The sequence below is a fragment of the Nocardiopsis akebiae genome, assembly GCF_018316795.1.
GTDB lineage: Bacteria > Actinomycetota > Actinomycetes > Streptosporangiales > Streptosporangiaceae > Nocardiopsis > Nocardiopsis dassonvillei.
This window is the reverse complement of record NZ_CP074132.1, coordinates 6,141,680-6,163,640: the sequence shown is the minus strand read 5'-3', so window position 1 is coordinate 6,163,640 and position 21,961 is coordinate 6,141,680. Positions and strand designations below refer to the sequence as shown.

Sequence of the window (21,961 nt, the reverse complement as noted above, 5' to 3'; positions counted from 1 at the left end):
CATGCCTCCTCGTCTTCATGAGGGCCAGGATTCTGACGCACGCTCGGCTACCGGCGGGTTTCGCAGAGAAAGAACCGCAAGAGTGTCCGAAAACCGGCCCTGCACCTGGCCTCTTACCCCCGGAAGTGTCGGTGGCCCGTGTCACGCTCATCCCATGTTGGACCACCTCGGAATCCAGGTCAGCGACCCCGCGGCCAGCGCCGCCTTCTACGACGCCGTCCTCGCCCCGCTGGGCGCCCGCCGCATCCTCGACTACGGCGAGAACGTCGGCTACGGCACGTCCGAACCCGACTTCTGGATCGGACCCGCGCCCGCACCCGGTGAGGCCCGCGAGTCGCACTTCGCCTTCACCGCGCCCGACCGGGCTGCGGTGGACGCCTTCTTCGCCGCAGCCGTCGAGGCGGGCGCGGAGGTGCTCCACGAGCCGAAGGTCTGGCCGGAGTACCACGAGCACTACTACGGCGCGTTCGTCCGCGACCCGGACGGCAACAACGTCGAGGCCGTCTCGCACGCGCCCGCCTGACCGGCCCGGCCAGGAACACGCCACCGCGCGGGCGGCCGCGGAGCCGGTCGTGCCGCCTGACAGAACATGCCGTCGGGGCCCGGGCGACGGGAACGGCGGAGGACTCCACGGGGCCTTCCGCAGCCCCGGCCGCCTAGACGGCGCGGACGGAGCGCCCGCCCGTGGCCGCCTCCGCCGCCGCGACCGCGCTGTTGAGCGACACCTCGCCCAGGAGGCCGGGCGCCGCCACCGCGTCACCCGCCAGGTAGACGCCGTGTCCCCGGTCCACGGCCGGGCGGTCCCGCCACGTGTACCCCGGCGGGTCCAGCGCGCCCGTGCGCCCGCGCGCCACCTGGTCGCGCCGCCACGTCACCCGCTCCCGCCACCCCGGCAGGGACAGGTCCAGGAACCGCTCCAGCCGCTCGGTGACCCGCGCCCGGGACTCGCCCGGCCGCACCGGCAGCTGCGCCTGGACCAGCTCCTCTCCCCCCGGGGGCGAGCGTGCGGTCCACCGGCGAGTAGCGCTCCAGGAAGCCGCACTCGTCGGCGTCGAAGACGATGAAGGGGTCCCGGCCGCGCCGCAGCCCCAGGTCCGCCATGAGGGCGTGCCCGCTCTCCCACTCCAGCGAGTCGTCGCCGAGCAGCGCGCGTGCCGAGGCCAGCGACGTCGCGACGATGACCGGGGCACCCGGGAGCGCGTCCACCCGCTCGCCGGTCCCCACGCGCACTCCCATCTCCCGGGCCCGTCCGGCCAACCGCTCCACCAGCGAGGACCAGCCGCCGACGAGGTACTTCGGCGAGGGCCAGCCGGGGTTGGCGACCCGTAGGAACCGCTCCCAGACGAACGCGGCCGACAACCGCGACGGGTCGGAGTCGAACAGCGCCACGCCCATCGTGTTCGCGGCCACGCGCGCGGGCTCCGCGCCGAGCGCCTCCCGCGCCCACGAGCCGAAGTCCCGGTCACGCGGAGCCCGTAGCCGCCGCCGCGCGGCGGCCCGGAGCAGGGAGACCGGCGGTGCTCCCACACGCCCCCGGTCGCGCACGCGCACCCGGGGCGCGGCGCGCGCGGGGAAGCGCAGGTACGGCGGGAGCAGGTCGCGCCCGGCCAGCCACGCGAACAGCGGACCGTCGCCGTAGAGCACGTGCGGCCCCTCGTCGGCGGTGTACGGCGGTCCGGTGGAGCGCGCCCGCCCGCCCAGGGTCCGGTGCGCCTCCAACAGGGTGACGTTCGCGCCCCTCTCGGCGCTGGCGACGGCCGCGGTCAGTCCGGCGAGCCCACCGCCCACAACGGTGATGTCCATGCCGCTAGGACGGTTCGGGCGACCGCAGACGTGACATCTTGTCGGGGTTGGCCACGAGGTACACGTGCCGCACACGGCCGTCGGCGATGTCCGGGGACAGCAGTGCGACCGCCCTGCCCCCGACGGAGACGACCGCCGCCGGACCGCCGTTGACCTCGGTGACCGCCGAACTCAGCTCCTCCTCGCCGTCCAGGCCCGCGGAGACGAGGAAGCGCTCCGCGTTGCGCGGCCGCGCCAGCACGGACAGGAACCGGCCGACCTTCGCCGCGCCCTCCAGGATCCGGTGGGGCGCCCTGGTCCGGCCGCCGCTGTCGCTGACCAGCGCGACGTCGTCGGCGAGCAGGCCGGTCAGCCCCTCCAGGCAGGCTCCGAGGAAGCGCTCGGTGATCCGTCGCCGCACGGCCCGGTCGGCCTCGAACCGGGGACGCCTGTCGCGTACGTGGTCGCGCGCCCGCCGGGCGAGCTGGCGGGTGGCGGCCTCCTCTCGGCTGATCACCGCGCCGATCTCGGCATAGGGCATCTGGAAGGCCTCGCGCAGCACGAAGACGGCGCGCTCCAGCGGGCTGAGCGTCTCCAGTACCACCAGCAGCGCGAACTCCACCGAGTCCGCTAGTTCGGCGTGCTCGGCCCCGCCGGGGATGTCGCTGACCGGCTCGGGCAGCCAGTCGCCCACGTAGGACTCCCGCCGGGACCGGGCGCTGCGCAGCCGGTCGATGGCCAGCCGGGAGGTGACGGTGACCAGGTAGGCGCGCGGGTCCTCCACCGCGGCCGGATCGACGGAGGACCAGCGCAGCCAGGCCTCCTGGACGGCGTCCTCCGCGTCGGAGGCGCTGCCGAGGATGCGGTAGGCGACACCGGTCAGCAGGGAGCGGTGCTCTTCGAAGGCGTCGGTGGTCATGGAAGGCAGACGTACCAGCTCCGGCGGTACGTGACATCGCCCGGGCGCGGAGCTGGCTCTCCCTCCCGGCGGGCGGGGAGGCGGGGGCCCGCTGGGGGAGGTCCGCGGGCGCACCCTCCCCGAGGGCGCGGAGGAGCGGTGGTTGTAGCGTGGCGCGTTCAGAGCGCTGACGAGGAGGAGGCAGCCCCCGTGTACCGACTGCGCGAGTGGGAGCCCGGGGACGCCGACCGGGTGCTGGAGGCCTTCGCCGAGCCTGAGTTGGCCTGGCAGTCGCCCGAGGTCCCCCGTACCCCGGAACTGGCCGCCGCCTGGATCGACCGGCAGCGCGTCCGGTCTGAGGAGGGCGCGGCCTTCGGTTTCGCGGTCGTCGGGGACGGCGGTCCGGTGCTGGGACACGTCCAGGTCACCGTGACCAGCAGAGCGCACGACACCGGCTGGGTGTCCTACTGGACCCTGGCCGAGGCGCGGGGCCGGGGCGTGGCCACGGCCGGGACGCTGCTGGTGAGCGAGTACGCCTTCGCCGAGGCGGGCCTGTTCCGGCTGGAGCTGGGGCACCGGCTGAACAACCCGGGGTCGTGCCTGGTGGCGCGCCGGTCCGGGTTCCGTCCCGAGGGGATCGAGCGGGGCAAGCTCCGCTACGGCGCGGAGCGCTTCGACACGGGCGCGCACGCCCGGCTGGCCACCGATCCGGTGGAGGGCGTCGATCCGCGGCCCTGCGCGTCCTGACCACCGCGTCCGAGCCCCGGACACAAGAACGCGGGGCGCGGCGTGCGCCGTGCCCCGCGTCCACCCCCACAGAAGGTCGTACGCAAGAGGTTCGTCGGGTCGACAGGCTAGTCCTCGACGGAGATTCCGGAGGTGCTGGTGCCGGAGATCACGTTGCAGTCGCCGCCCAGCTCGACGCCGGTGAAGGCCAGCACGTCGGCGCAGATCGGCACGGTGACGTTCTGGATGTTGGCGTTGTTGTCGGCGGCGGCGGTGCCGGACATGGCGCCCAGGGCGAGACCGGTGGCGAGGATGAGGCCGGAGACGGAGGCGAAGCGCTTCATGGTGTTGGTCCTTTTCGGTTTGTGGTGTGATCGTTGGTGCTGACGGGACCCGCAGGTCCCGCGGTGACGGAACCGGGCGCGAGGGCGGGCCGGTCCTAGTCCTCGACGGAGATGCCGCTCGTGGAGTCCCAGTTGACGACGTTGCAGTCGCTGCCGCTGACGCCGGAGGCCTTGAGGACGTCCAGGCAGATCGGGATGGTCACGTTCTGGATGTCGGCGTTGTTGTCCGCGGCGGCGGTCCCGGTGAAGGCACCGAACGCGAGGCCGGTGGCGAGGACGAATCCGGAAACCTTGGCAATACGGGACATGCTTCTTACCTTTCGGAAGTTCAAAACAGGGTGGCTGCATCCGCCGGAATTAACTTAGCGTAGTCGTGGACGTGCTTGGAGTACTTTCAGGGAAGAATCCAGAGTTTCCCTGGAGTTTCTTCGGCTTCGGGGTGTACATGCCGGACATATCGCCTCTTCGTCGGGTGAAGGTTTTACCCAACCGAAAGCAGGGTCAGCGGCGATGTCCGTCGAATGCATCGGAACCCGTATTTGTCCGACATCAGGCGCAGGAAAAGGGCCCGCACGGCTGACCGTGCGGGCCCTTCTCCCGATTGCGGAACTACCAGCCCTGCTGCTGCCCGTAACCCGGGTACTGCTGCCCGTACCCGGGCTGCTGGCCGTACCCCGGCTGCTGCCCGTACCCGGGGTACTGCTGCTGGTCGTAGCCCGGGTACTGCTGCTGGCCGTAGCCGGGCTGCTGGCCGTACCCCGCGTACGGGTCCTGCGGCTGCGCGCCCGTCGGCGGGTGCGGGTAGGCGTGCTGCTGGCCCGAGGGCTCCTGCTGGTGCTGCTGCTCGGCCCTGGCGGCGTCGTCCTTCTTGCCGTCGGGGTCCGGACGGAAGATGAACAGGCGGGCGGGCTTGTCACCCTCGTCGCCCGGGGTGATCAGGTCCAGCCGCCACCCGGCCTCCTCGATCCCCTCCAGGATGCGCGTCAGCCCGGGGCGCAGCTTGCTGGAGGCCTCGTCGTAGGCGTTCACCTCCAACTGGATGATGAACATCCGGCGCTTCTGCTGCGCGGCGACCTTGGCGTGCTCGACGACCGTGCTGTCCCTCACGACCTGCGTGACGCTCATGAATAACCGTACCCATCTGCTCTGCGTGGAGCTTGCCGTACTCGTCGGGCTGACACCCGGTCATCCGCGTCCACCGTGGCGGGGCTCCGCCGGGCTCCGCAACCATCATGCCCCCTGGAGGAGCATCTGGCCACAGAGAGCCGCGGCCACCCCTCAGGAGGAGGCGGCGGCGGCGCGCACGGCCTCGGCGACGGGTGTCTCCCCGTTCACCAGGTTGAGAACCCTGCCGACCGTTCCCGGTTCGTCCAGAAGGGCGACGATCACCGAGGCCACGTCGTCACGGGTCACCGCGTCGCGCTCGACCTCCCCGCCCAGTTCCACCCGGCCGGTGCCCGGGTCGTCGGTCAGCCGGCCCGGGCGCAGGATCGTCCAGTCCAGCTCCAGGTCGCGCTCGCGCAGGTCGGCGTCGGCGGCCCGCTTGGCCTCGACGTAGGCCGCCCACACGTCGTCGGTGCCCTCCGGCACGGGTTCGTCCACGCCGATGGCCGACACCTGGACCAGGCGGCGCGCACCCGCCAGGGAGGCCGCGTCGGCGGTCAGCACGGCGGCCTTGTGGTCGACGGTCGCCTTGCGGGCGGCGCCGCTGCCCGGGCCCGCGCCCGCCGCGAACACGACGGCGTCCGCGTTCATGAGCTTCTCCGTCAGCTCGGTGACGGTGGCCTTCTCCAAGTCGATCACGACCGGTTCGGCACCGGCGTCGCGGACGTCCTGGGCGTGGTCGGGGTTGCGGATGAGGGAGACGGGCTCATCACCTCGGTCGGCCAGCTGCCTGGCCAGCCGCAGCGCGATCTTCCCGTGTCCTCCGGCGATGACGATACGCATGGGGGAGAGCGTACGCCCCCGCGGCGCGGTCGGCGGGGCAGCGCACCTGTCCGCCGTGTCACACCCGGCCGCCGGGTGCGCCCGGGCCCCGCACCCGGCGGGGCCCGGGCACTGCCCTACTCCACCCTCCAGGTGTCCCCGCTGGCCAGCAGGGCGGCCAGCTCGCCGTCGCCGCGCTCGGCCCGCGCGTCGGCCACCTGCTCGTTCACCAGCTCGTCGTAGGCCGGGCGGCGCACGTCCCGCAGCACCCCGATCGGCACGTGCTCGAACGCGGGCTGGTCCAGGCGCGACAGCGCGAACGCGTACCCCGGGTCCTCCCGGTGCGCGTCGTGCCGCAGCAGCCGGTCCTCTCCCACCGAGTCCACGTCCACGACCTCCAGGCCGCCGAACTCCCCGGCCACCACGCCCCGGTCCGGGCCCAGCCGCAGCGGCTCGCCGTGCTCCAGGCGCAGCAGCCGCACGTCCCGCGCCGCCGGGTCCTTCAGCGGCTCGAACGCGTCGTCGTTGAAGATCGGGCAGTTCTGGTAGATCTCCACGAACGACGCGCCGGGGTGGTCGGCCGCCGCCCGCAGCACCGACGTGAGGTGCTTGCGGTCGGAGTCGATCGTGCGGGCCACGAACGTGGCCTCCGCGCCCAGCGCCAGCGACAGCGGGTTGAACGGGTGGTCCAGCGACCCCACCGGCGAGGACTTGGTGATCTTGCCCGGCTCGGAGGTGGGGGAGTACTGGCCCTTGGTCAGCCCGTAGATCCGGTTGTTGAACAGCAGGATGTTGATGTTGACGTTGCGGCGCAGCGCGTGGACGAGGTGGTTGCCGCCGATGGACAGCCCGTCGCCGTCACCGGTCACCACCCACACCGACAGGTCCGGGCGGCTGGTGGCCAGCCCGGTCGCGATCGCCGGGGCGCGCCCGTGGATCGAGTGCATGCCGTACGTGCTCAGGTAGTACGGGAACCGCGAGGAGCAGCCGATGCCCGACACCATCACCACGTTCTCGCGCGGCACGCCCAGCTCGGGCAGGAAGGACTGGAAGGCGGCCAGGATCGCGTAGTCGCCGCAGCCCGGGCACCAGCGCACCTCCTGGTCGGACTTGAAGTCCTTCATCTTGTACGCGGTGTCGGTCCTGGGCACCAGGCGCAACCCGCCCAGGGCCTCCGGGGCCCCGTGGACGCGGCCGTTCGCGCCGGTACCCGTCACGTTCTCAGTCACGGTCGATGACCTCCTGAAGCACGCCCGCGAGCTCCTCGGCCTTGAAGGGCAGGCCGCGGACCTTGTTGTAGCCGATGACGTCGACCAGGTACCTGCCGCGCAGCAGCAGGGACAGCTGGCCCAGGTTGATCTCGGGGACCACCACCCGCTCGTACCGGTGGAGCACCGTACCGAGGTTGGCCGGGAACGGGTTGAGGTGGCGCAGGTGCGCCTGGGCCACCCGGCCGCCCGCGCGGCGCACCCGGCGCACCGCCGCGGTGATCGACCCGTACGTCCCGCCCCAGCCCAGGACCAGCACGTCCGCCTCCCCGCCGGGGTCGTCCACAGCCAGCTCGGGGAGGTCGCGGGCGATCGCGTCGATCTTGGCCTGGCGCGTGCGCACCATCAGGTCGTGGTTGGCGGGCGTGTACGAGATGTCGCCGCTCTGCGCGTGCTTCTCGATACCGCCGATCCGGTGCTCCAGCCCCGCCGTGCCCGGCACCGCCCACGGGCGGGCCAGCGTCTCCTCGTCGCGCAGGTAGGGCAGGAAGGTCTCGCCCGGCCCGTTGGGCCCGGTCGCGAACGCCGGGTCGATCCGCGGCAGCTCCGAGACCTCAGGCAGCCGCCACGGCTCCGAACCGTTGGCCAGGTACCCGTCGGAGAGCACCACCACCGGCGTGCGGTAGCGCACCGCGATCCGCACGGCCTCCAGCGCGGCGTCGAAGCAGTCCGCGGGGGAGGCGGGCGCCACCACGGGCACCGGCGACTCGCCGTTGCGCCCGTACATGGCCATGAGCAGGTCGGTCTGCTCGGTCTTGGTGGGCATGCCGGTGCTCGGACCGGCGCGCTGCACGTCCACGATGACCAGCGGCAGCTCGGTCATCACCGCCAGCCCCACCGTCTCCTGTTTGAGCACCATTCCAGGACCCGAGGTGGTGGTCACGCCCAGGGAGCCGCCGAAGGCCGCGCCCAGGGCGGCGCCCACGCCGGAGATCTCGTCCTCGGCCTGGAACGTGCGCACCCCGAACCGCTTGTGCCGCGACAGCTCGTGCAGGATGTCCGACGCCGGGGTGATCGGGTACGAGCCCAGGAACAGGGGCAGCCCCGACCGCTCGGACCCGGCGATCAGCCCGTAGGCGGTGGCCAGGTTGCCGGTGATGTTGCGGTAGGTGCCCGCCGGGAGCCGCGCGGGCTTGATCTCGTAGGAGACCGCGAAGTCCTCGGTGGTCTCGCCGAAGTTCCACCCCGCCTGGAACGCGGTCAGGTTCGCGGCCAGGATGTCGGGCTTGGCGGCGAACTTCGACTTCAGGAACGAGGTGGTCCCCTCCGTCGGCCGGTTGTACATCCACGACAGCAGGCCCAGGGCGAACATGTTCTTGGCCCGCTGCGCGTCCTTCTTGGAGACGTCGGCGCCGGAGAGCGCCTCCACCGTCATGGACGTCAGCGGCACCGCGCTCACCTTGAACCCGTCCAGCGTCCCGTCCGCCAGCGGGTCGGCCGTGTACCCGACCTTGGCCAGGCTGCGCTTGGTGAACTCGTCGGTGTTGACGATCACGGTGGCGCCCCGGGGCAGGTCGCCCAGGTTGGCCTTGAGGGCAGCGGGGTTCATCGCCACCAGCACGTCCGGTGCGTCCCCCGGGGTCATGATGTCGTGGTCGGCGAAGTGCAGCTGGAAGCTGGACACCCCGGGCAGGGTCCCGGCGGGAGCGCGGATCTCCGCGGGGAAGTTCGGCAGCGTGGACAGGTCGTTGCCGAACGACGCCGTCTCCTGTGTGAAGCGGTCACCGGTCAGCTGCATGCCGTCGCCGGAGTCCCCGGCGAAGCGGATGATGACGCGGTCGAGCTGTTCGATCTGTTTGGCCACTGAGATCGACGACCTCCTTGGTGAGCCGCCGGTCGTGACGGGCGGCGGCGCTCGGGTGTCGCCCCCGACCGGACCGCACCGTCGCGGGCCGGGTGCCTGGTTCGGGGACGTGGGGACAGCGTTCGCGGCCCTCGCGATCGCCGGATGCGCCAACCCGGTCTCGCGCGGTGCGGCCGCGCCGCGACGGCCGGGCCGTGAAGGGGCCAGCCTTCAACGACACGGCCGCCCGCGCACCGGACCGAGGGGGTGGAGTCCCGACGGCCTGGTACGCGCAGTGATGAGGGCCACGTTCGCACTATAAGTCGTCGGGGGTGCCGAGACCGCGGGCGGGTGGCCATTCTCACACGGAGGGGGTTCGGAGGAGTGCGGCCGTGGACGAAGGTGCGGGTGGTGCGGGAGAGACAGCAGGTGAAAGGGAGATCAGTGATGCCTCGGACGTTGGTCCCGTAACGGGAACGCGAAGCGGCGACCCGCACGTTTGCCACCATGTACGCATTCATCGTCGGCTGAGCGAGGAGGTGGTGGCGTGCACGCCAGCGTGGCCCGCGCGGCCGGCCTGTTCGTCGGCGCCGCGGTGCTCGTCGTCCTGGTCGGCTGGCTGTGCGGAGCGGAGAAGGGCGCCCAGTTCTCGGTGGCGCTGGTGCTGTGCGCCGGGGTCCTGGTCTACCTCTTCGGGGAGTCCCTGGCGCTGCGCGCGATGCGCGCGCGGCCGGTGAGCGAGATCGAGCGCCCCGAGCTGTACAGGATCGTCCGCGAGCTGGCCACGGCCGCCCGGCAGCCGATGCCCCGGCTCTACCTGTCGCCGGTGCGCTCGCCCAACGCCTTCGCCACCGGCAGCAGCCCGCGCCGCGCCTCCCTGTGCTGCACCACGGGGCTGCTGCGCACGCTGGACGAGCGCGAGCTGCGCGGCGTGATCGCCCACGAGCTGGCGCACATCCGGGCCAACGACACGCTGATCAGCTCGGTGGCCGCCACCCTGACCGCGGTGATCACGTCGACGACCGCCATCGCCCTCCTGGTCCCGCTGGGGGACTCCGAGGAGAGCGACATGCCCACCCTGCTGGGCGGCCTGATGACGGTGCTGCTGGCGCCGCTCGCGGCCATGGTCGTCTACTGCGGGGTGGGGCGCCGGCGCGAGTTCCGGGCCGACGAGCAGGCCGCGCGGCTGACCGGCGACCCGCTGGCGCTGGCCGACGCCCTGCGCAAGCTGGAGGTGGGCGCGCTCCGGTACCCGCTGCCCCGGGAGCGCAGCCTGCTGGCCTCGGCGCACCTGATGACCACCAACCCGTTCCCGAACGGTGTGGGCCGCCTGTTCGCCGCGCACCCGCCGACGGCGGAGCGCGTCCGGCGCCTGCGTGGGCTGCGCCGCAGCTGGGACCTGGGCCACTGAGACGGTGCCGACGGGGCCGCGGGACGGCTCCGTCGAGGCGGCCCGACCACGCCGGTGCGGTGGGACGGCGACGGCCGCCCTCCCCTCGGGGACGGGCGGCCGTCGTGTCCTCGCCGTCGGCTAAGCCTGCCGGTCCGCCACCGCCAGGCAGTGTTTTCTCGGACCTCCGCTCCGGCCCGTGTCCGGGCGCCCGGAGAACGGGGACCTTCGGCGCCTATGACGGGTGACGGGTTCGCCCGCGCCCACCCGTCGCCCGCCACCACCCTCAACCGACGCCTACGGCGCGGTTCCCCCACGGGAACCCGTCTCCGGCCCCTCCGGAACCCCGTGGGCGCCCGAACCGGCCCCCGCAAGCCGAGACCGGTTCAAAGAACAGCCCTTAGCGGTAGTTGACGAACTGGAGCGCCAGGTCGAAGTCCTTCTCCTTGATGAGGTTCTGGACGTTCTGGAGGTCGTCCTTCTTCTTGGAGCTGACGCGCAGCTCGTCGCCCTGGATCTGGGCCTTGACGCCCTTGGGGCCCTCGTCGCGGATCAGCTTGGAGATCTTCTTGGCGTCCTCGGAGGTGATGCCCTCCTTGAGGCCGACCGGAAGGCGGTACTCCTTGCCCGAGAGCCGGGGCTCGTCGGCGGGGTCCAGGATCTTCAGGGAGAGCTTGCGCTTGACCAGCTTCTCCTTGAAGACCTCCAGGGCGGCGTTGACCCGCTCCTCGGAGTTGCCCCTGACCTCGATCCCGTCATCGCCCTGCCAGGCGATGGTGGTCCCGGTGCCCTTGAAGTCGAACCGCTGGGCCAGCTCCTTGGCGGTCTGGTTCAGCGCGTTGTCGACCTCCTGACGGTCGAGTTTGGACACGACGTCGAAACTGGATTCGGCGGCCACGTTCGCTCACACCCCGCTAGGTCTTCATGGGTCGCGGGCGCCCGTGGACGCCCGCGTGGGTTACTCGTCGCCGCGCAGGTACCCCGCGCGGACGGTCCTCAGAGCTTAGCCGCGCGCCGATCGGACGCCCGACGTGCCCGGTCGGGGCGCGCCCGGACAACCGATTTCAGGTTCGGGCGGATCATCCGCTATTCTCGGTGATGCGCCGCGACGAACACGTCGCCGCAGCCCAGGCAGGTTGCCCGAGCGGCCAATGGGAGCGGACTGTAAATCCGTCGGCTTTGCCTTCCAAGGTTCGAATCCTTGACCTGCCACACGGGGAGTAGGCCCCGGTGACCAGCGGAAACGCTGGGCGCCGGGGCCTACTCGCGTTCCCGGCCCCGCGCGGGTGTCCGCGCAACGGCCGCGGAACGCTCCCAGGCCGCGATTCCGGGTGTGTCGCCGATCACCCCGGTAGCCCGCCCGCGCCCGTCGCGGCCACCCGCGCGGCCGCCGTCCCCCGGGGCCGTCCGGACGCCTCGCGCGGCGCCCCTGGCGAGCCTCCGTCCCGACGTGGGCGCGTCACCCCACAGTGGGGGAGACGCGGGTCACATTCCCCTCGCCCCTCCGGCGGTCGGAGGGTGTTCCGGACCCCGTGCGGCGCTGTTTTCCGGATACGGCCGGTCGCGGATCCGTCGCGTTCGAGACACGGACGGATAACGCGAATGGCCGCTGTCCCGTCGTGGGCGCCGCGAGCGCGTCTTGTGTACGGGTGGGCGCTGACCTGCGGTTTCGCCGTCGGCCTCGGAGGACTGGCACGCGGAATCCGTCCCTTCTGCGGAGATGGCGGGTGATGTGTCCGCTTCGCCGGTCCGGAGATGTCTTGGCACGGAGTCGGCCCTTTGGGTGTGTCGGGCGGAAAGAAAGCCAATGTGACCATTCGCGGTCAGTGCGAAAAGAATGGTCGCGACAATCTGGACAAAATGCTTCGCGAGTTTCGGCGTTGACAAAAACCGAGGGCCGGATGATGATTGCCCCAGTCCACCGCGACACAGGTGCAACAAGCGCCTGAGTCTTTTTCTGTCAATACCTCGTAACCGATTCTCGGGGGAAGTCATGTTCAAGAAGATGGCCGTTGCTGGCCTGGTCGCCGGTGCCGCGATGGGCGCGCTCCTCATGGGAGCCCCGGCTCACGCCAGTGGTTCGCACGGTGGTGACCAGCAGTTCAACCAGAACCTCCAGCTGGTCCCGATCCAGTCCTGCAACCTGCAGGCCAGCGTCGGCCTGGTCGCCGTGACCGTGCCGGTCCTGTCGCCGCAGACCACGGGCGACTGCACGAACGGCCCCGTCGGCACCAACATCAGCTAGTTCCGGCAATCCGTCCGCAAGAAACGCTATCTCAAACTTTCTCGAAGGGTAATTCAATGCTGCGTAAGCTCGGAGTTGCCGGCCTCGTCGCTGGTGCCGCTTTCGGTGTCGTCCTCGCCGGTTCCCCGGCCTCCGCCAGCGGTTCGCACGGCGGCGACCAGCAGTACAACCAGAACCTGCAGGCCATTCCGGTCCAGCTCTGCAACACGGACGCCACCGTCGGCCTGGTCGCGGTCACCATCCCGATCCTGTCGCCCGACACCACCGGCGACTGCACCAACGGCCCGATCAGCACCAACATCGACTAGGAGACCCGGCATGCTGCGCAAGTTCACCACCGCCACCGCCATCGCCGGTGTCGCCCTGGGCGCCATCCTGGCCGCCACGCCCGCCTCCGCGGGTGAGTCGCACGGTTCGCACGGCGGCGACCAGCAGTACAACCAGAACCTCCAGCTGGTTCCGGTGCAGCTGTGCAACACGGACCTGACCGTGGGCCTCCTCGTCGGGGTCACCGCGCCGATCCTGTCGCCCGACACCACCGGCGACTGCACCAACGGCCCGGTCAGCACCAACATCGACTAGGAGACCCGGCATGCTGCGCAAGTTCACGGCGGCCACCGCCATCGCCGGTGTCGCCCTGGGCGCAATGCTCGCCGCCTCACCCGTGTTCGCCAGCTCGCACGGCGGCGGCCAGCAGTTCAACCAGAACCTCCAGCTGGTTCCGGTCCAGATCTGCAACGCCCAGCTGTCCGTCGGCCTGGCCGGTGTGACCGTGCCCATCCTGTCGCCACAGACGACGGGTGACTGCGTCAACGGTCCCGCCAGCACCAACGTCCAGCACGACAGCTCCGAGGGCCGCGACAGCGGCGACTCGGAGGGTCACAAGGACGAGGGTGAAGACGGGGGCAACGGGTACTAGCCACCTCCGGGTGGCGGGATCCCAGATCCCGCAGTGACGGAAAACGCGAGTGGTTCGTCGAGGCCCTCCGGCAGCCTGCCGGAGGGCCTTGCCGCAGGTAGGACATCCGAGGGAACCGACGTGGGGGGAGATGCCAGATGAAGCGCACGGTCCTGACGGGAGCGGTACTGCTGTTGGCCGCCACCGGCTGCGGAGAGCAGTTGAGCGTGCCCGACCCGCCCGCGGCCACGAATGCCCCGGAGACGGAGCAGAGCCCGCAGGGGGAGACCGCCGGTCCGCAGGAGCAGGCCAGTCCGGAGGAGACGCGGCCCACTCCGCAGGAGGACGGCGACCAGAGCAGCGGGACCTTCGTCCTCAACCGGTACGGGAACGAGAACGGGTTCGACGACCAGACGCCCACCGAGTACGTGGCCACGGAGTTCACCACCTTCACCGACATGGAGTGGGGCACGTGGGCGGACGAGGTCGCGCGCGGCGAGGGAGGGGTCAAGGGGACCTGGTGCATGCAGGAGGGGTGTCAGGACGACCCCTACGAGGTCGAGGTCGAGCTGGGCGACCCGGTGGACGTCGACGGCACCATGTACTTCTCCACGTACACGATCACCGACTACGGCGAGGAGATGTCGGAGGAGATGATCGGGACGCTGCAGGAGGTCGACAGCGAAACCCTGACGCTGCCCGAACCCGAGTGATCCGGACCGGGCGCCGGGGCAGACGGCCGTGTCCGGTGGAGGTGAGCTTCGCCTCCCTCCGCAGAATCATGCCAAAGTTCCTCAAAAGTACATAACTCCTGCTCAAAACGGGTGACGCGGCCCTCTTTCCGGGACCGGAGGGGGCCGAAACGGGCGTGGCGCGCCCGTGAGGTCTCTAGTCTGCTGAGTTGTGGGACTCAACCAGTGGACGGACAACCACGCGGACGACGGACGCGGCGCCGACGGGCGGCCGACGCCACGGCACGGCCGCGCCTCTCTGCTGCGCCTGGCCGCCTGGTTCGAGGAGGCCGACCCGGACCGCGCCGACGCCCTCGCCGCCGCCTCGTACGCCCTCCACCCGGCGCTCCACCTGGAGGGAAGGGTGGACGAGGGTGTCGCCGCCACCACCAGCTGGTGGCAGGCCGACGCCGACCGCAGCACCGTCACCGAGCACCCGGGCGCCCGACCGCCCGAGCCGGTGAGCGACCACCGCGCCCAACAGGCGCGCCTGCGCGACGCGGCCGAGTCCTCCGCCCACTGGCGCCGCGCCGGTGCCGCGCAGATCCGCTCCCTGCTCACAGAGCCCACGGGCCGCCGCGCCCGCCTGGACCTGTCCGGGGCCGGGATGGAGGTCCTGATGGAGCTCCTCACCGCGGCCCTGGGCTCCGGTGACGCCAGCAGGCGCCCCACCTCCGCCGGGGACCTGGAGTTCGCGCTGCGCCTGCACGTCGTCGCCGCGCCGGGCGCCGACGTCACCATCCGGGGCGAGGGCGGGGAGCTGACCCTGGAGGGCCTGCGCCTGCTGGTGACCCCCTACGAGCAGCACGGCCCCGGTGACCTCGACCCGCTCCCCGAGGAGCCGGAGGAGGACGGGGCGGACCCCCTCGCGGCCGGTGCCCCCGAGGGGGACGACGCCTCCGCGAGCCCGGGCGCTCCTGCTGCCCCTTCCGCCTCTCGTGCCCCGGGCGCCTCCGAGCACTCGGAGTCCCCGGACGGCGCCGCTGACACCGGGGCATCGACGGTTCCCCCGGCCCCAGCGGACACGAAGGACCCCGAGGACCCGGCAGGACCGTCCGTTTCCGAAGGTCCCGAGCCCCCCTCCGACCCGCGGATTCCCGTCACGTCCGGGAGCGCGGAGTCCCCGGACGGCCCACCAGCCCCCGCCGACTCCGCCGCTACCGCGAGCCCGGACGCCCCTGTCGACGCCCAGGCCTCGGCAGCACCGTCCGTTTCCGACAGCCCTGAGGACCCCTTCGACCCGCGGATTCCCGGTACACCCCAGAGCGCCGAGACCTCAGACGATCCGCTGGGCTCCGCCGCCTCCGGACACCCCGCCGCCCCGGACCGCTCGACCAGCCCGGACGCCCCTACCGGCACCGAGGCTCCGGCGGCTTCCTCCGTTCCGACAGGTCCCGCGGCATCCGAGGCCCCGTCCGCGCCCCGCAACCCCTTCGCCCCGCCCGCCTCCGAGGACCCGAAGGCCCGACTGTCCCCGGCCGCACCCCGTGCCCCCCGTACACCGGCCGCGTCGACGGAACCCCCTTCCCCCCGCTCTCCGGCGGTCCCGCCGTACTCCACGCACCCCGGCGCCCCGTCCGTCCCGGAGGTCCCCGGGACGCCCACCGCCCCGTCCTACGCGGACATCCTGGGGGTTCCGGCCCCCCCGGCGTCCCCGCGACCCTCGCCGGACCCCGACGCGGCGCCCCGCCCCGAGGACACCGAACCCACCGGTAACCTCCCTGGACCGGACCCGCGTCCCCCCGGTCCGGACGACCTGTCCGCGAACCCGCCCGAGAAGCGATCGTGGGAGTGATGGAGACGGACACCTACAGCGAGGACGCCGCGCTCATCGGCGAACGCCAGGCCGCGGCCCGCGCCCTCCTGGCCCACCCCCTGCTCACCGAGCGCACCCGCCCCGCCGAGTTCGCCCTCGTGCGCTCCCACACCGAGTGGCTCGTCCAACGGTTCCAACGCGTGCTCGGCTACCGCCTGACCGTCGCCGAGGACCACGCCCGGCTGATCAAACGCGGCCTCGTCACCGAGGTCGCGCGCCCCCTCGCACGCGTGACCGGCGCCCCCTTCACCCCGCGCACGCACACCTACCTCGCGCTGTCCCTGGCCGTCCTGGTCGAGGAGCGCGGCCCCACCACCGTCCGGGGCCTGGCCGCGCGGGTCCGCTCCGCCGCGCACGAGGCCGGGGTCGACGCCGACCCCGAGCGCGGCCTCGCCGAGCGCCGCGCCTTCTGCGCCGCCCTGCTCCACCTGGTCTCGCTAGGCGCCCTCACCGAGGACTTCGGCACCATCGCCGACCACCGTGAGGACCCCTCCGCCGACGCGGAGCTGATCCCGCACACGCAGGTCCTGCGCTCGGTCGCCGTCCACCTGCCCCGCGCCTCCGACGACCCCGACTCCTTCCTCGCCGCCGCACGCGACACCGACCCCGAGGGCGACCACCAGGGCGAGACCGCCCTGCGCAGGCTCCTCGCCGAGACCGCCGTCGTCTACCGCGAGGAACTCCCCGACCGCCAGCGCGACCGCCTCGCCGCGCACCAGTGGCGGGCCGCCGCGGCGCTCGGCAACCTCCTGGGCTGCGACACCGAGGTCCGCGCCGAGGGCGTCGCCCTCGTGATGCCCGACGAGGCGGGCGCCCGACCGGTCTTCCCCTCCGACGACCCCGCCGGACAGGTCGCCCTGGCCCTGGTCCGCCACCTCTCCGGCCGCCTGCAACCCGGCCGCCCCGCCACCTCCGCCCCGGTTCCCGAGGAGGAGATGAACACCGCGCTGGAGGCCCTCTGCGGCGCCGACGCGCCCGCGCGGGCCGAGTGGGCCCGCACCGCGGGACCCGAGATCCCCGACCCCGGACGGCTCCGCGAGCGGGTCCTGGTCCTGCTGGCCGACCTCGGACTGCTGCGGGGCGCCCCCGGACGGTGGCGGCTCACCGCCGCGGCCGCCCGCTACGGGGCCGAAACGGACATCCGCGTCCCCCCGATCCAGGACAATGACGAAGACAGCCGGACACACCCCGATCCGGTGCGCGCCCCCGGCGACGACGAGGGTGGACCCGACGCCCCCGACGCTCCCGCCGACCCCCGCGGCGACCTGGGCCGGGTGGCGTCCGTGCTGCAAGCGGTGGCGAACGAGAAGGTGAGCGCGACCAGTGGTGACTCAGGAGACCAGCCAGGCCCCGGAAGCGGCGGCGACGGGTCCGGCTGATTCCGCCGGTACCGGCGCCTCCGACGGCGTCCCCCGCTACCGGCTCGAACGCGCGGGCATCCGCAACGTCTGGCAGTACGACGACCACGTCCTTGACTTCGCGGAGGGTCGTCTGCTGCTGCGCGGCCGCAACGGCGCGGGCAAGTCCAAGGCGCTGGAGATGCTGCTCCCCTTCCTGCTCGACGGCGACGTGCGCCGCCTGGACACCACGGGCACCAACCGCACCAGCCTGCGCTGGCTCATGGCCGAGGACACGCGGCCCGGCCGCCTCCACGGAGCCGAGGAGGACGGTCCCGACCTGCTCGGCGGCCCGGGCGCGGAGGACGCACCCGCCGAAGGCCCGCACGGCGCCGACGCCCCCGGCGGCTCCGCCGAGGAGGAGTCCGGCCCCGCCACCCGGCTCGGTTACCTGTGGGTGGAGTTCACCACCGAGCGCGGCGACCGAGGACTCGACGCCGCGGCCCGCTCCGGAACCGGCCGGGGGGCCTCCGCGCTGCTCGCCGGTACCGGCGCCAGCAGCGCCTCCGCGCTCCTCGCCGCCAGCGCGGCGGCCACCGCCGCCGAGTCCGGCGCGGCGGCGCGCGAACCCGAGCCCCGCGACCCCGACGCCCCGCCCAGCCACCTGACCCTGGGCGCCGCCGTCATGGCGGTCGGCGACTCCGACCCGCGGTGCGTGTTCTTCGTCACCGACCGCCGGGTCGGCCACGACCTCGAACTCGTCACCGACGGCCGCCCCAAGCCCGTCGACCGCCTCCGCTCGGAGATCGGCGCCGACAACTGCTTCACCAGCCCCGTCCCCTACCGGGCCCGCGTGATGCACGACCTGTTCGGCATCGACGACTCCGTCCGCTACCGCAACCTCATCCACCTGCTCTACCGGCTGCGCCGCCCCACCATCGGCGACCGCTTGGAGGCCGGGGAACTCGTCGGCGTCCTGTCCGAGGCGCTGCCGCCCATGGACGAGACGATCCTGGACGAGGTCGCCCGCAACATCGCCGACCTGGAGCGGGCCCGCTCCGACAAGGACGCCCTCACCGAGGCCGGGGCGGGCGTCACCGCCTTCCTGGAGGACTACCGGGGCTACCTCGTCCACACCCTGCGCGCCCGGGCCGCCGAGGTGCGCGAGCAGATCGACGCCGCCGCGGACCGCACCGAGGAGACCGAGCGGCTGCGCGCCGAACTCGACGACCTCATCACGGCGGAGAGCCAGATCTCCGAGGAACGCGACCAGGCCCGCCGCACCCGCGACACCGCCCGGTCCGACGACACGACCCTCGCCGCCGCCCAGGGCGGCGCCGCCACCGCCACGGACGGCGAGCGCCGCGCCTACGACGCCGCCGTGGGCGCCTACATCCGCGCGGCCGAGGCCGCCTGGGTGGCCGCCGAGCACGCCGAACGGGTCGAACGCCACACCGTCGAGCGCATCGGCGAGGACACCGCCACGATCGAGCGCGCGCTCGACGTCCTGCGCCAGACCCACGCCGAGGCCGCGCGCGCCGCCTCCGCGGCGGGCATGGATCCCGGCGTCCTCGGCACCGTCCCCGACCCGGTCGCCACCGTCCACGCCCCCCGCGAGAGCACCACCCGGGTCGACCTGCGCGGACTGGAACAGGCCGTCGAACGCGAACCCGTCGAGGGCGTTGACCTGGACGGCCTGCGCGAACGCCTGGGCCGCCTCCACGACCGCCTCACCGGAGCCGCCGACCGCGCCGCCGACCGCGCCGACCTGGCCGCCCGCCTGACCGGGCTCACCGCCGCCGAGGCCGCCGCCGACCGCCGCCTCGTCGCGCTGACCAGCGAGGCCGAGTCCGCCGACGCCGTGCTCGAACGCGCCCACCAGCGCGAGCAGGACGCCGTCGGCCTCGTACGGCGCCAGAGCGCCGCCTACGCCGAGGGCGTACGTGAGTGGTCCGCCCGGCTGCGCGACTCCAGCCACGCGCACGCCCTGGGCGGGGCCATCCACGAGCTGGAGGGCAGCGTCGAACTGCCCATCGACGACGCGCTGCGCGTCCTGGACCCCGCGGTCCCCGGCAGGGTGGCCCGCCTGGCGCACGCCGCCGTGGACCCCCTCCTGGAGGAACTGCGCGCACGCCGCGACGTGGCCGTCGGGGAGGAGGGCCAGCTCTCCGGCGAACTCGCGGAACTGGCGGACCGGCGCACCAAGAACGCCGAGCACGCCCCCGAGCGCCCCGGATGGGCCACCTACCCGCGCCCCGAGGGGGACGGCCTCCCCCTCTACCTGGCCGTCGACTTCGCGGACGGGCTCAGCACGCGCGAGCAGGCCGGCCTGGAGGCCGCCCTGGAGGCCAGCGGACTGCTGGCGGGCTGGGTCCGCGCCGACGGGGCCCTGCACGACCCGACCACGCGCGACCTCATGGTCTCCCCGGTGCCGGTCCCCGCACTGTCGCGCCCCGTCCGAGGCCGGACGCTGCTCGACGTGCTCGTCCCGGCCGCCGGGCCCACCACCGGACGCGGCGTCGCCCCCGACACCCTGCGCGCCCTGCTCTCCTCCATCGCCCTGGACTCCGGGGCCGAGCAAGTCCGCGACCCCGAGGACGCCGAGGCCGAACCGCGCCACCGCAAGGACAGCCCCGGAGCCGTCGCCCTCTCCAGCGCCGTGTCCCTCTCCGGCGGCTGGCGCCTGGGCGTGGCCTCCGGCGCCCACTACAAGAGCGAACCCGAGTACATCGGCGAGGCCGCCCGCAAACGGGCCCGCGACCGCACCACCGCCAACACCGACCGGCGCATGGCGATCGCCGAGGCCCTGCTCGCCGAGGCGGGCGAGCGCCGCTGGGCCGTCGAGCACTCCTACGCCGAACTCCTGGAGGTCTCCCGCGACCTGCCCGACGCCGCCCCCCTCATCCGCGCCTGGGCCGCCCTGGAGACCGCCCGGGACGACGTGGCCGCCTCGCGCCGCGCCCACGACGTGGCCCGCGACGCGGCCGAGGACTGCCGGGCCGAACTGCTCGACGTCCGCGAGAGCCTGCGCCGCGCCTCCGCGGTGGAGGGCACACAGGAGGGCGGACCCGCCGCGGGGGAGAGGGACCTGCCCACCGCGCGCGCCGACCTGGACAGCGCCCTGCGCGCCCTGGACCACCTGCGCGTCCTCATCGCCTCCGCGCTGCGCGACCTTGACGTCCTGGCCTGGGAGCTCGCCGACCACGAGCACCACGTCGCCGCCTGGCGGGCCGTCCGGGCCGACCGGGTGCTGGCCGAGGATGCCCGCGCCGCGGCGATCGACGACATGATCACCGTCCGCCGCCAGATCGAACTCGGCGACCGGGCGCGTGGCGCGGCCGACGAACAGCTCGACGCCGCACGCGAGCAGGTCGGGGCCAGAGCCGAGGAGGCCGCCCAGCGGCTGCCCGAACTCGAACGCGACGCCCAGCGCGCCCGGGACGAACGGGTCAGCGCCGAGGCGCGCCTGGCCGCGGCCACGCGTGAGCGCGCCGAGCAGGTGAGCCGCGCGCTCGCGGCCGGGGACGGCCTGGTCGCCTCGGTCACCGGGACCGACGCGTCGGGGACCGAGGCCCCCGACGCCGTGCTGCTGCGCGCCGCGGGCCTGGGCGCGTGCGCCGAGGAGGACGCGCCCCTGGCCGCCTACCTGGCCGCCCGCGCCGAGACCGCGCCCCCCGGGCCCGACTCCCGCCTCGCCCTGCTGGAGGCCTTCGTCATCGCGATGGAGGAGGGCCTGGCCCCCCCGGAGGGCGACGAGGCGGCGGACGCGCCCCGGGTCGACGACAGCACGGTCCTGGCCAGCCGCGAGGACCTGGACCGGGTGCTCGCCTCGGCTGGCTGGACGCAGGTCCGCACCGAGATGAGCGAACCCCGGGGCGTCAAGCGCCTCACCGTCCACGACGAGGACGGCGCGCACGACGTCACCGCCTACGCCGAACGGATCGCCGCCGCGGTCGCCGGGGCCGAGGAGAGCGTCGCGATCGCGGAGGAGGAGGCCTTCGAACGGCACCTGCTCGGGGAGCTGGCCGGCCACCTGGCACGCCAGGTCGAGGAGGCCAGGGCCCTCATCGCCACCATGAACGACGTCCTCAAGGACGTCACCACCTCTGCCGGCCTGGGCGTGCGCCTGGACTGGCGGCTGGCCCCCGACGCCGGCGCGGACATCGAGGCGGTCGTGCCGCTCCTGGCCACCCCGGCCCGGGAGCGGACCCGCGTGCAGACGACCCGGCTGCGCGACGCGCTCCGGCGCTGCATCGAGGCCATCCGCCGCCTGGACCCCACCGCCACGGGGGGCGCGCAGCTGCGCGCGGCCCTGGACTACCGGTCCTGGTTCACCTTCACCGTGTACGTGACCGACGGCGCGGGCGACGAGCGGCGCCTGGGGCACCGCACGGCGCTCAGCCAGGGCGAGCAGCGCGTGGTGGCCTACCTGGTGCTGTTCGCGGCCGCCGCCGCGCACTTCGACGCCCTGGCGGCCCGGGCTCCGTGGGCGCCGAGGCTGATCCTGCTCGACGACGCCTTCGCCAAGGTCGACGAGCCCACGCACGGGCGCCTGCTGGGCCTGCTGGTCGAACTGGACCTGGACTTCGTCCTGACCTCGGAACGGGTGTGGGGCTGCTTCGCCAGCGTCCCCAGCCTCAACATCTACGAGTGCCTGCGGGACCCGAACGTGCCCGGGATCGCCACCCTGCACTTCACATGGGACGGGAGCAGGAGGCGCCTGGTGGGGGTGTAGGGGAGACCGCGGCGGGGGAGGAGGCCAGTCGGCCCCTTCCGCGACGGAGACCGGCGTTCGGCGAGTGCTTCCTCCCGTCCTG

General features: G+C 73.3%; 19 protein-coding genes, 1 tRNA gene and 1 pseudogene. 12 read left to right on the top strand and 9 right to left on the bottom strand.

Features of this window, described 5'->3' with window-relative positions:
* The first annotated feature begins 154 nt into the window (after nt 1-154).
* The gene (locus KGD83_RS26355; protein ID WP_047870979.1) at nt 155-523 is read left to right on the top strand and encodes a VOC family protein; all 369 of its coding nucleotides are present in this window, start codon (nt 155-157) and stop codon (nt 521-523) included.
* 133 nt (nt 524-656) lie between these two features.
* On the opposite strand, the pseudogene KGD83_RS26350 reads toward KGD83_RS26355, so the two are convergent.
* Nucleotides 657-1,803 (bottom strand): annotated as a pseudogene (locus KGD83_RS26350) (FAD-dependent oxidoreductase).
* 4 nt (nt 1,804-1,807) lie between these two features.
* Nucleotides 1,808-2,701 carry an RNA polymerase sigma factor SigJ gene (sigJ, locus tag KGD83_RS26345; RefSeq protein ID WP_212641624.1) on the bottom strand — a complete coding sequence of 298 codons (894 nt, stop codon included), beginning with the start codon at nt 2,699-2,701 and terminating at the stop codon, nt 1,808-1,810.
* Between the two features lie 189 nt (nt 2,702-2,890).
* Here sigJ and KGD83_RS26340 point away from each other — a divergent pair, with 189 nt between their 5' ends.
* A complete protein-coding gene (locus KGD83_RS26340) occupies nt 2,891-3,427 on the top strand; it encodes a GNAT family N-acetyltransferase (protein ID WP_212641623.1) in 537 nt (178 codons plus the stop codon).
* Between the two features lie 107 nt (nt 3,428-3,534).
* On the opposite strand, the gene KGD83_RS26335 is transcribed toward KGD83_RS26340, so the two are convergent.
* From KGD83_RS26335 to KGD83_RS26310, 6 genes are all read right to left on the bottom strand, one after another.
* Nucleotides 3,535-3,750, bottom strand: coding sequence for a hypothetical protein (locus KGD83_RS26335; RefSeq protein ID WP_212641622.1), 216 nt, complete (start codon nt 3,748-3,750; stop codon nt 3,535-3,537).
* Nucleotides 3,751-3,845: 95 nt separating this feature from the next.
* On the bottom strand, nt 3,846-4,058 hold the full coding sequence (locus tag KGD83_RS26330) for a hypothetical protein (RefSeq protein WP_212641621.1): 213 nt from the start codon (nt 4,056-4,058) through the stop codon (nt 3,846-3,848).
* Nucleotides 4,059-4,359: 301 nt separating this feature from the next.
* Nucleotides 4,360-4,875 (bottom strand): hypothetical protein, encoded by a 516-nt coding sequence (locus tag KGD83_RS26325; RefSeq protein ID WP_212641620.1) that lies wholly within the window; start codon nt 4,873-4,875, stop codon nt 4,360-4,362.
* 153 nt (nt 4,876-5,028) lie between these two features.
* A complete protein-coding gene (locus KGD83_RS26320) occupies nt 5,029-5,697 on the bottom strand; it encodes an SDR family oxidoreductase (RefSeq protein WP_212641619.1) in 669 nt (222 codons plus the stop codon).
* Between the two features lie 116 nt (nt 5,698-5,813).
* Nucleotides 5,814-6,905 carry a 2-oxoacid:ferredoxin oxidoreductase subunit beta gene (locus KGD83_RS26315; RefSeq protein ID WP_212641618.1) on the bottom strand — a complete coding sequence of 364 codons (1,092 nt, stop codon included), beginning with the start codon at nt 6,903-6,905 and terminating at the stop codon, nt 5,814-5,816.
* Nucleotides 6,898-8,748: a 2-oxoacid:acceptor oxidoreductase subunit alpha gene (locus KGD83_RS26310; RefSeq protein WP_212641617.1), complete on the bottom strand. Its 1,851-nt coding sequence runs from the start codon at nt 8,746-8,748 to the stop codon at nt 6,898-6,900. The genes KGD83_RS26315 and KGD83_RS26310 overlap by 8 nt, the downstream gene beginning before the upstream one ends.
* A 526-nt stretch (nt 8,749-9,274) precedes the next feature.
* Between KGD83_RS26310 and KGD83_RS26305 the strand changes: the two genes are divergently transcribed.
* Complete coding sequence (locus tag KGD83_RS26305) at nt 9,275-10,138, top strand: M48 family metalloprotease (protein WP_212641616.1); 864 nt, start codon at nt 9,275-9,277, stop codon at nt 10,136-10,138.
* Between the two features lie 379 nt (nt 10,139-10,517).
* Here the strand turns inward: KGD83_RS26305 and KGD83_RS26300 are convergent, their stop codons facing one another.
* The gene (locus tag KGD83_RS26300; protein WP_212641615.1) at nt 10,518-11,015 is read right to left on the bottom strand and encodes a YajQ family cyclic di-GMP-binding protein; all 498 of its coding nucleotides are present in this window, start codon (nt 11,013-11,015) and stop codon (nt 10,518-10,520) included.
* 232 nt (nt 11,016-11,247) lie between these two features.
* Here KGD83_RS26300 and KGD83_RS26295 point away from each other — a divergent pair.
* From KGD83_RS26295 to KGD83_RS26255, 9 genes are all read left to right on the top strand, one after another.
* Nucleotides 11,248-11,329, top strand: a tRNA-Tyr gene (locus tag KGD83_RS26295).
* Between the two features lie 781 nt (nt 11,330-12,110).
* Nucleotides 12,111-12,362: a hypothetical protein gene (locus tag KGD83_RS26290; protein ID WP_013156080.1), complete on the top strand. Its 252-nt coding sequence runs from the start codon at nt 12,111-12,113 to the stop codon at nt 12,360-12,362.
* A gap of 56 nt (nt 12,363-12,418) precedes the next feature.
* On the top strand, nt 12,419-12,670 hold the full coding sequence (locus tag KGD83_RS26285) for a hypothetical protein (protein ID WP_212641614.1): 252 nt from the start codon (nt 12,419-12,421) through the stop codon (nt 12,668-12,670).
* Between the two features lie 10 nt (nt 12,671-12,680).
* Entirely contained in the window at nt 12,681-12,944 is a 264-nt protein-coding gene (locus KGD83_RS26280) for a hypothetical protein (protein WP_013156082.1), read from the top strand.
* A 10-nt stretch (nt 12,945-12,954) separates the two neighbouring features.
* Nucleotides 12,955-13,281: a hypothetical protein gene (locus KGD83_RS26275; RefSeq protein ID WP_212641613.1), complete on the top strand. Its 327-nt coding sequence runs from the start codon at nt 12,955-12,957 to the stop codon at nt 13,279-13,281.
* Between the two features lie 137 nt (nt 13,282-13,418).
* Complete coding sequence (locus tag KGD83_RS26270; protein ID WP_212641612.1) at nt 13,419-13,973, top strand: hypothetical protein; 555 nt, start codon at nt 13,419-13,421, stop codon at nt 13,971-13,973.
* 190 nt (nt 13,974-14,163) lie between these two features.
* Nucleotides 14,164-15,786 (top strand): DUF2397 family protein, encoded by a 1,623-nt coding sequence (locus tag KGD83_RS26265; protein ID WP_212641611.1) that lies wholly within the window; start codon nt 14,164-14,166, stop codon nt 15,784-15,786.
* Nucleotides 15,786-17,186 carry a TIGR02678 family protein gene (locus KGD83_RS26260; RefSeq protein ID WP_212641610.1) on the top strand — a complete coding sequence of 467 codons (1,401 nt, stop codon included), beginning with the start codon at nt 15,786-15,788 and terminating at the stop codon, nt 17,184-17,186. The genes KGD83_RS26265 and KGD83_RS26260 overlap by 1 nt, the downstream gene beginning before the upstream one ends.
* Nucleotides 17,131-21,879 (top strand): TIGR02680 family protein, encoded by a 4,749-nt coding sequence (locus tag KGD83_RS26255; protein WP_212641609.1) that lies wholly within the window; start codon nt 17,131-17,133, stop codon nt 21,877-21,879. Before KGD83_RS26260 ends, KGD83_RS26255 begins: the two co-directional genes overlap by 56 nt.
* The last annotated feature ends 82 nt before the right edge of the window (nt 21,880-21,961 follow it).

Bases quoted from the DNA above. Each gene is read 5' to 3' on its own strand.
- KGD83_RS26330 (WP_212641621.1), bottom strand. From the start codon at position 4,058: ATGTCCCGTATTGCCAAGGTTTCCGGATTCGTCCTCGCCACCGGCCTC.
- KGD83_RS26325 (WP_212641620.1), bottom strand. From the start codon at position 4,875: ATGAGCGTCACGCAGGTCGTGAGGGACAGCACGGTCGTCGAGCACGCC.
- KGD83_RS26275 (WP_212641613.1), top strand. From the start codon at position 12,955: ATGCTGCGCAAGTTCACGGCGGCCACCGCCATCGCCGGTGTCGCCCTG.
- KGD83_RS26260 (WP_212641610.1), top strand. From the start codon at position 15,786: ATGGAGACGGACACCTACAGCGAGGACGCCGCGCTCATCGGCGAACGC.
- KGD83_RS26335 (WP_212641622.1), bottom strand. From the start codon at position 3,750: ATGAAGCGCTTCGCCTCCGTCTCCGGCCTCATCCTCGCCACCGGTCTC.
- KGD83_RS26285 (WP_212641614.1), top strand. From the start codon at position 12,419: ATGCTGCGTAAGCTCGGAGTTGCCGGCCTCGTCGCTGGTGCCGCTTTC.
- KGD83_RS26280 (WP_013156082.1), top strand. From the start codon at position 12,681: ATGCTGCGCAAGTTCACCACCGCCACCGCCATCGCCGGTGTCGCCCTG.
- KGD83_RS26320 (WP_212641619.1), bottom strand. From the start codon at position 5,697: ATGCGTATCGTCATCGCCGGAGGACACGGGAAGATCGCGCTGCGGCTG.
- sigJ (WP_212641624.1), bottom strand. From the start codon at position 2,701: ATGACCACCGACGCCTTCGAAGAGCACCGCTCCCTGCTGACCGGTGTC.
- KGD83_RS26290 (WP_013156080.1), top strand. From the start codon at position 12,111: ATGTTCAAGAAGATGGCCGTTGCTGGCCTGGTCGCCGGTGCCGCGATG.
- KGD83_RS26270 (WP_212641612.1), top strand. From the start codon at position 13,419: ATGAAGCGCACGGTCCTGACGGGAGCGGTACTGCTGTTGGCCGCCACC.
- KGD83_RS26355 (WP_047870979.1), top strand. From the start codon at position 155: ATGTTGGACCACCTCGGAATCCAGGTCAGCGACCCCGCGGCCAGCGCC.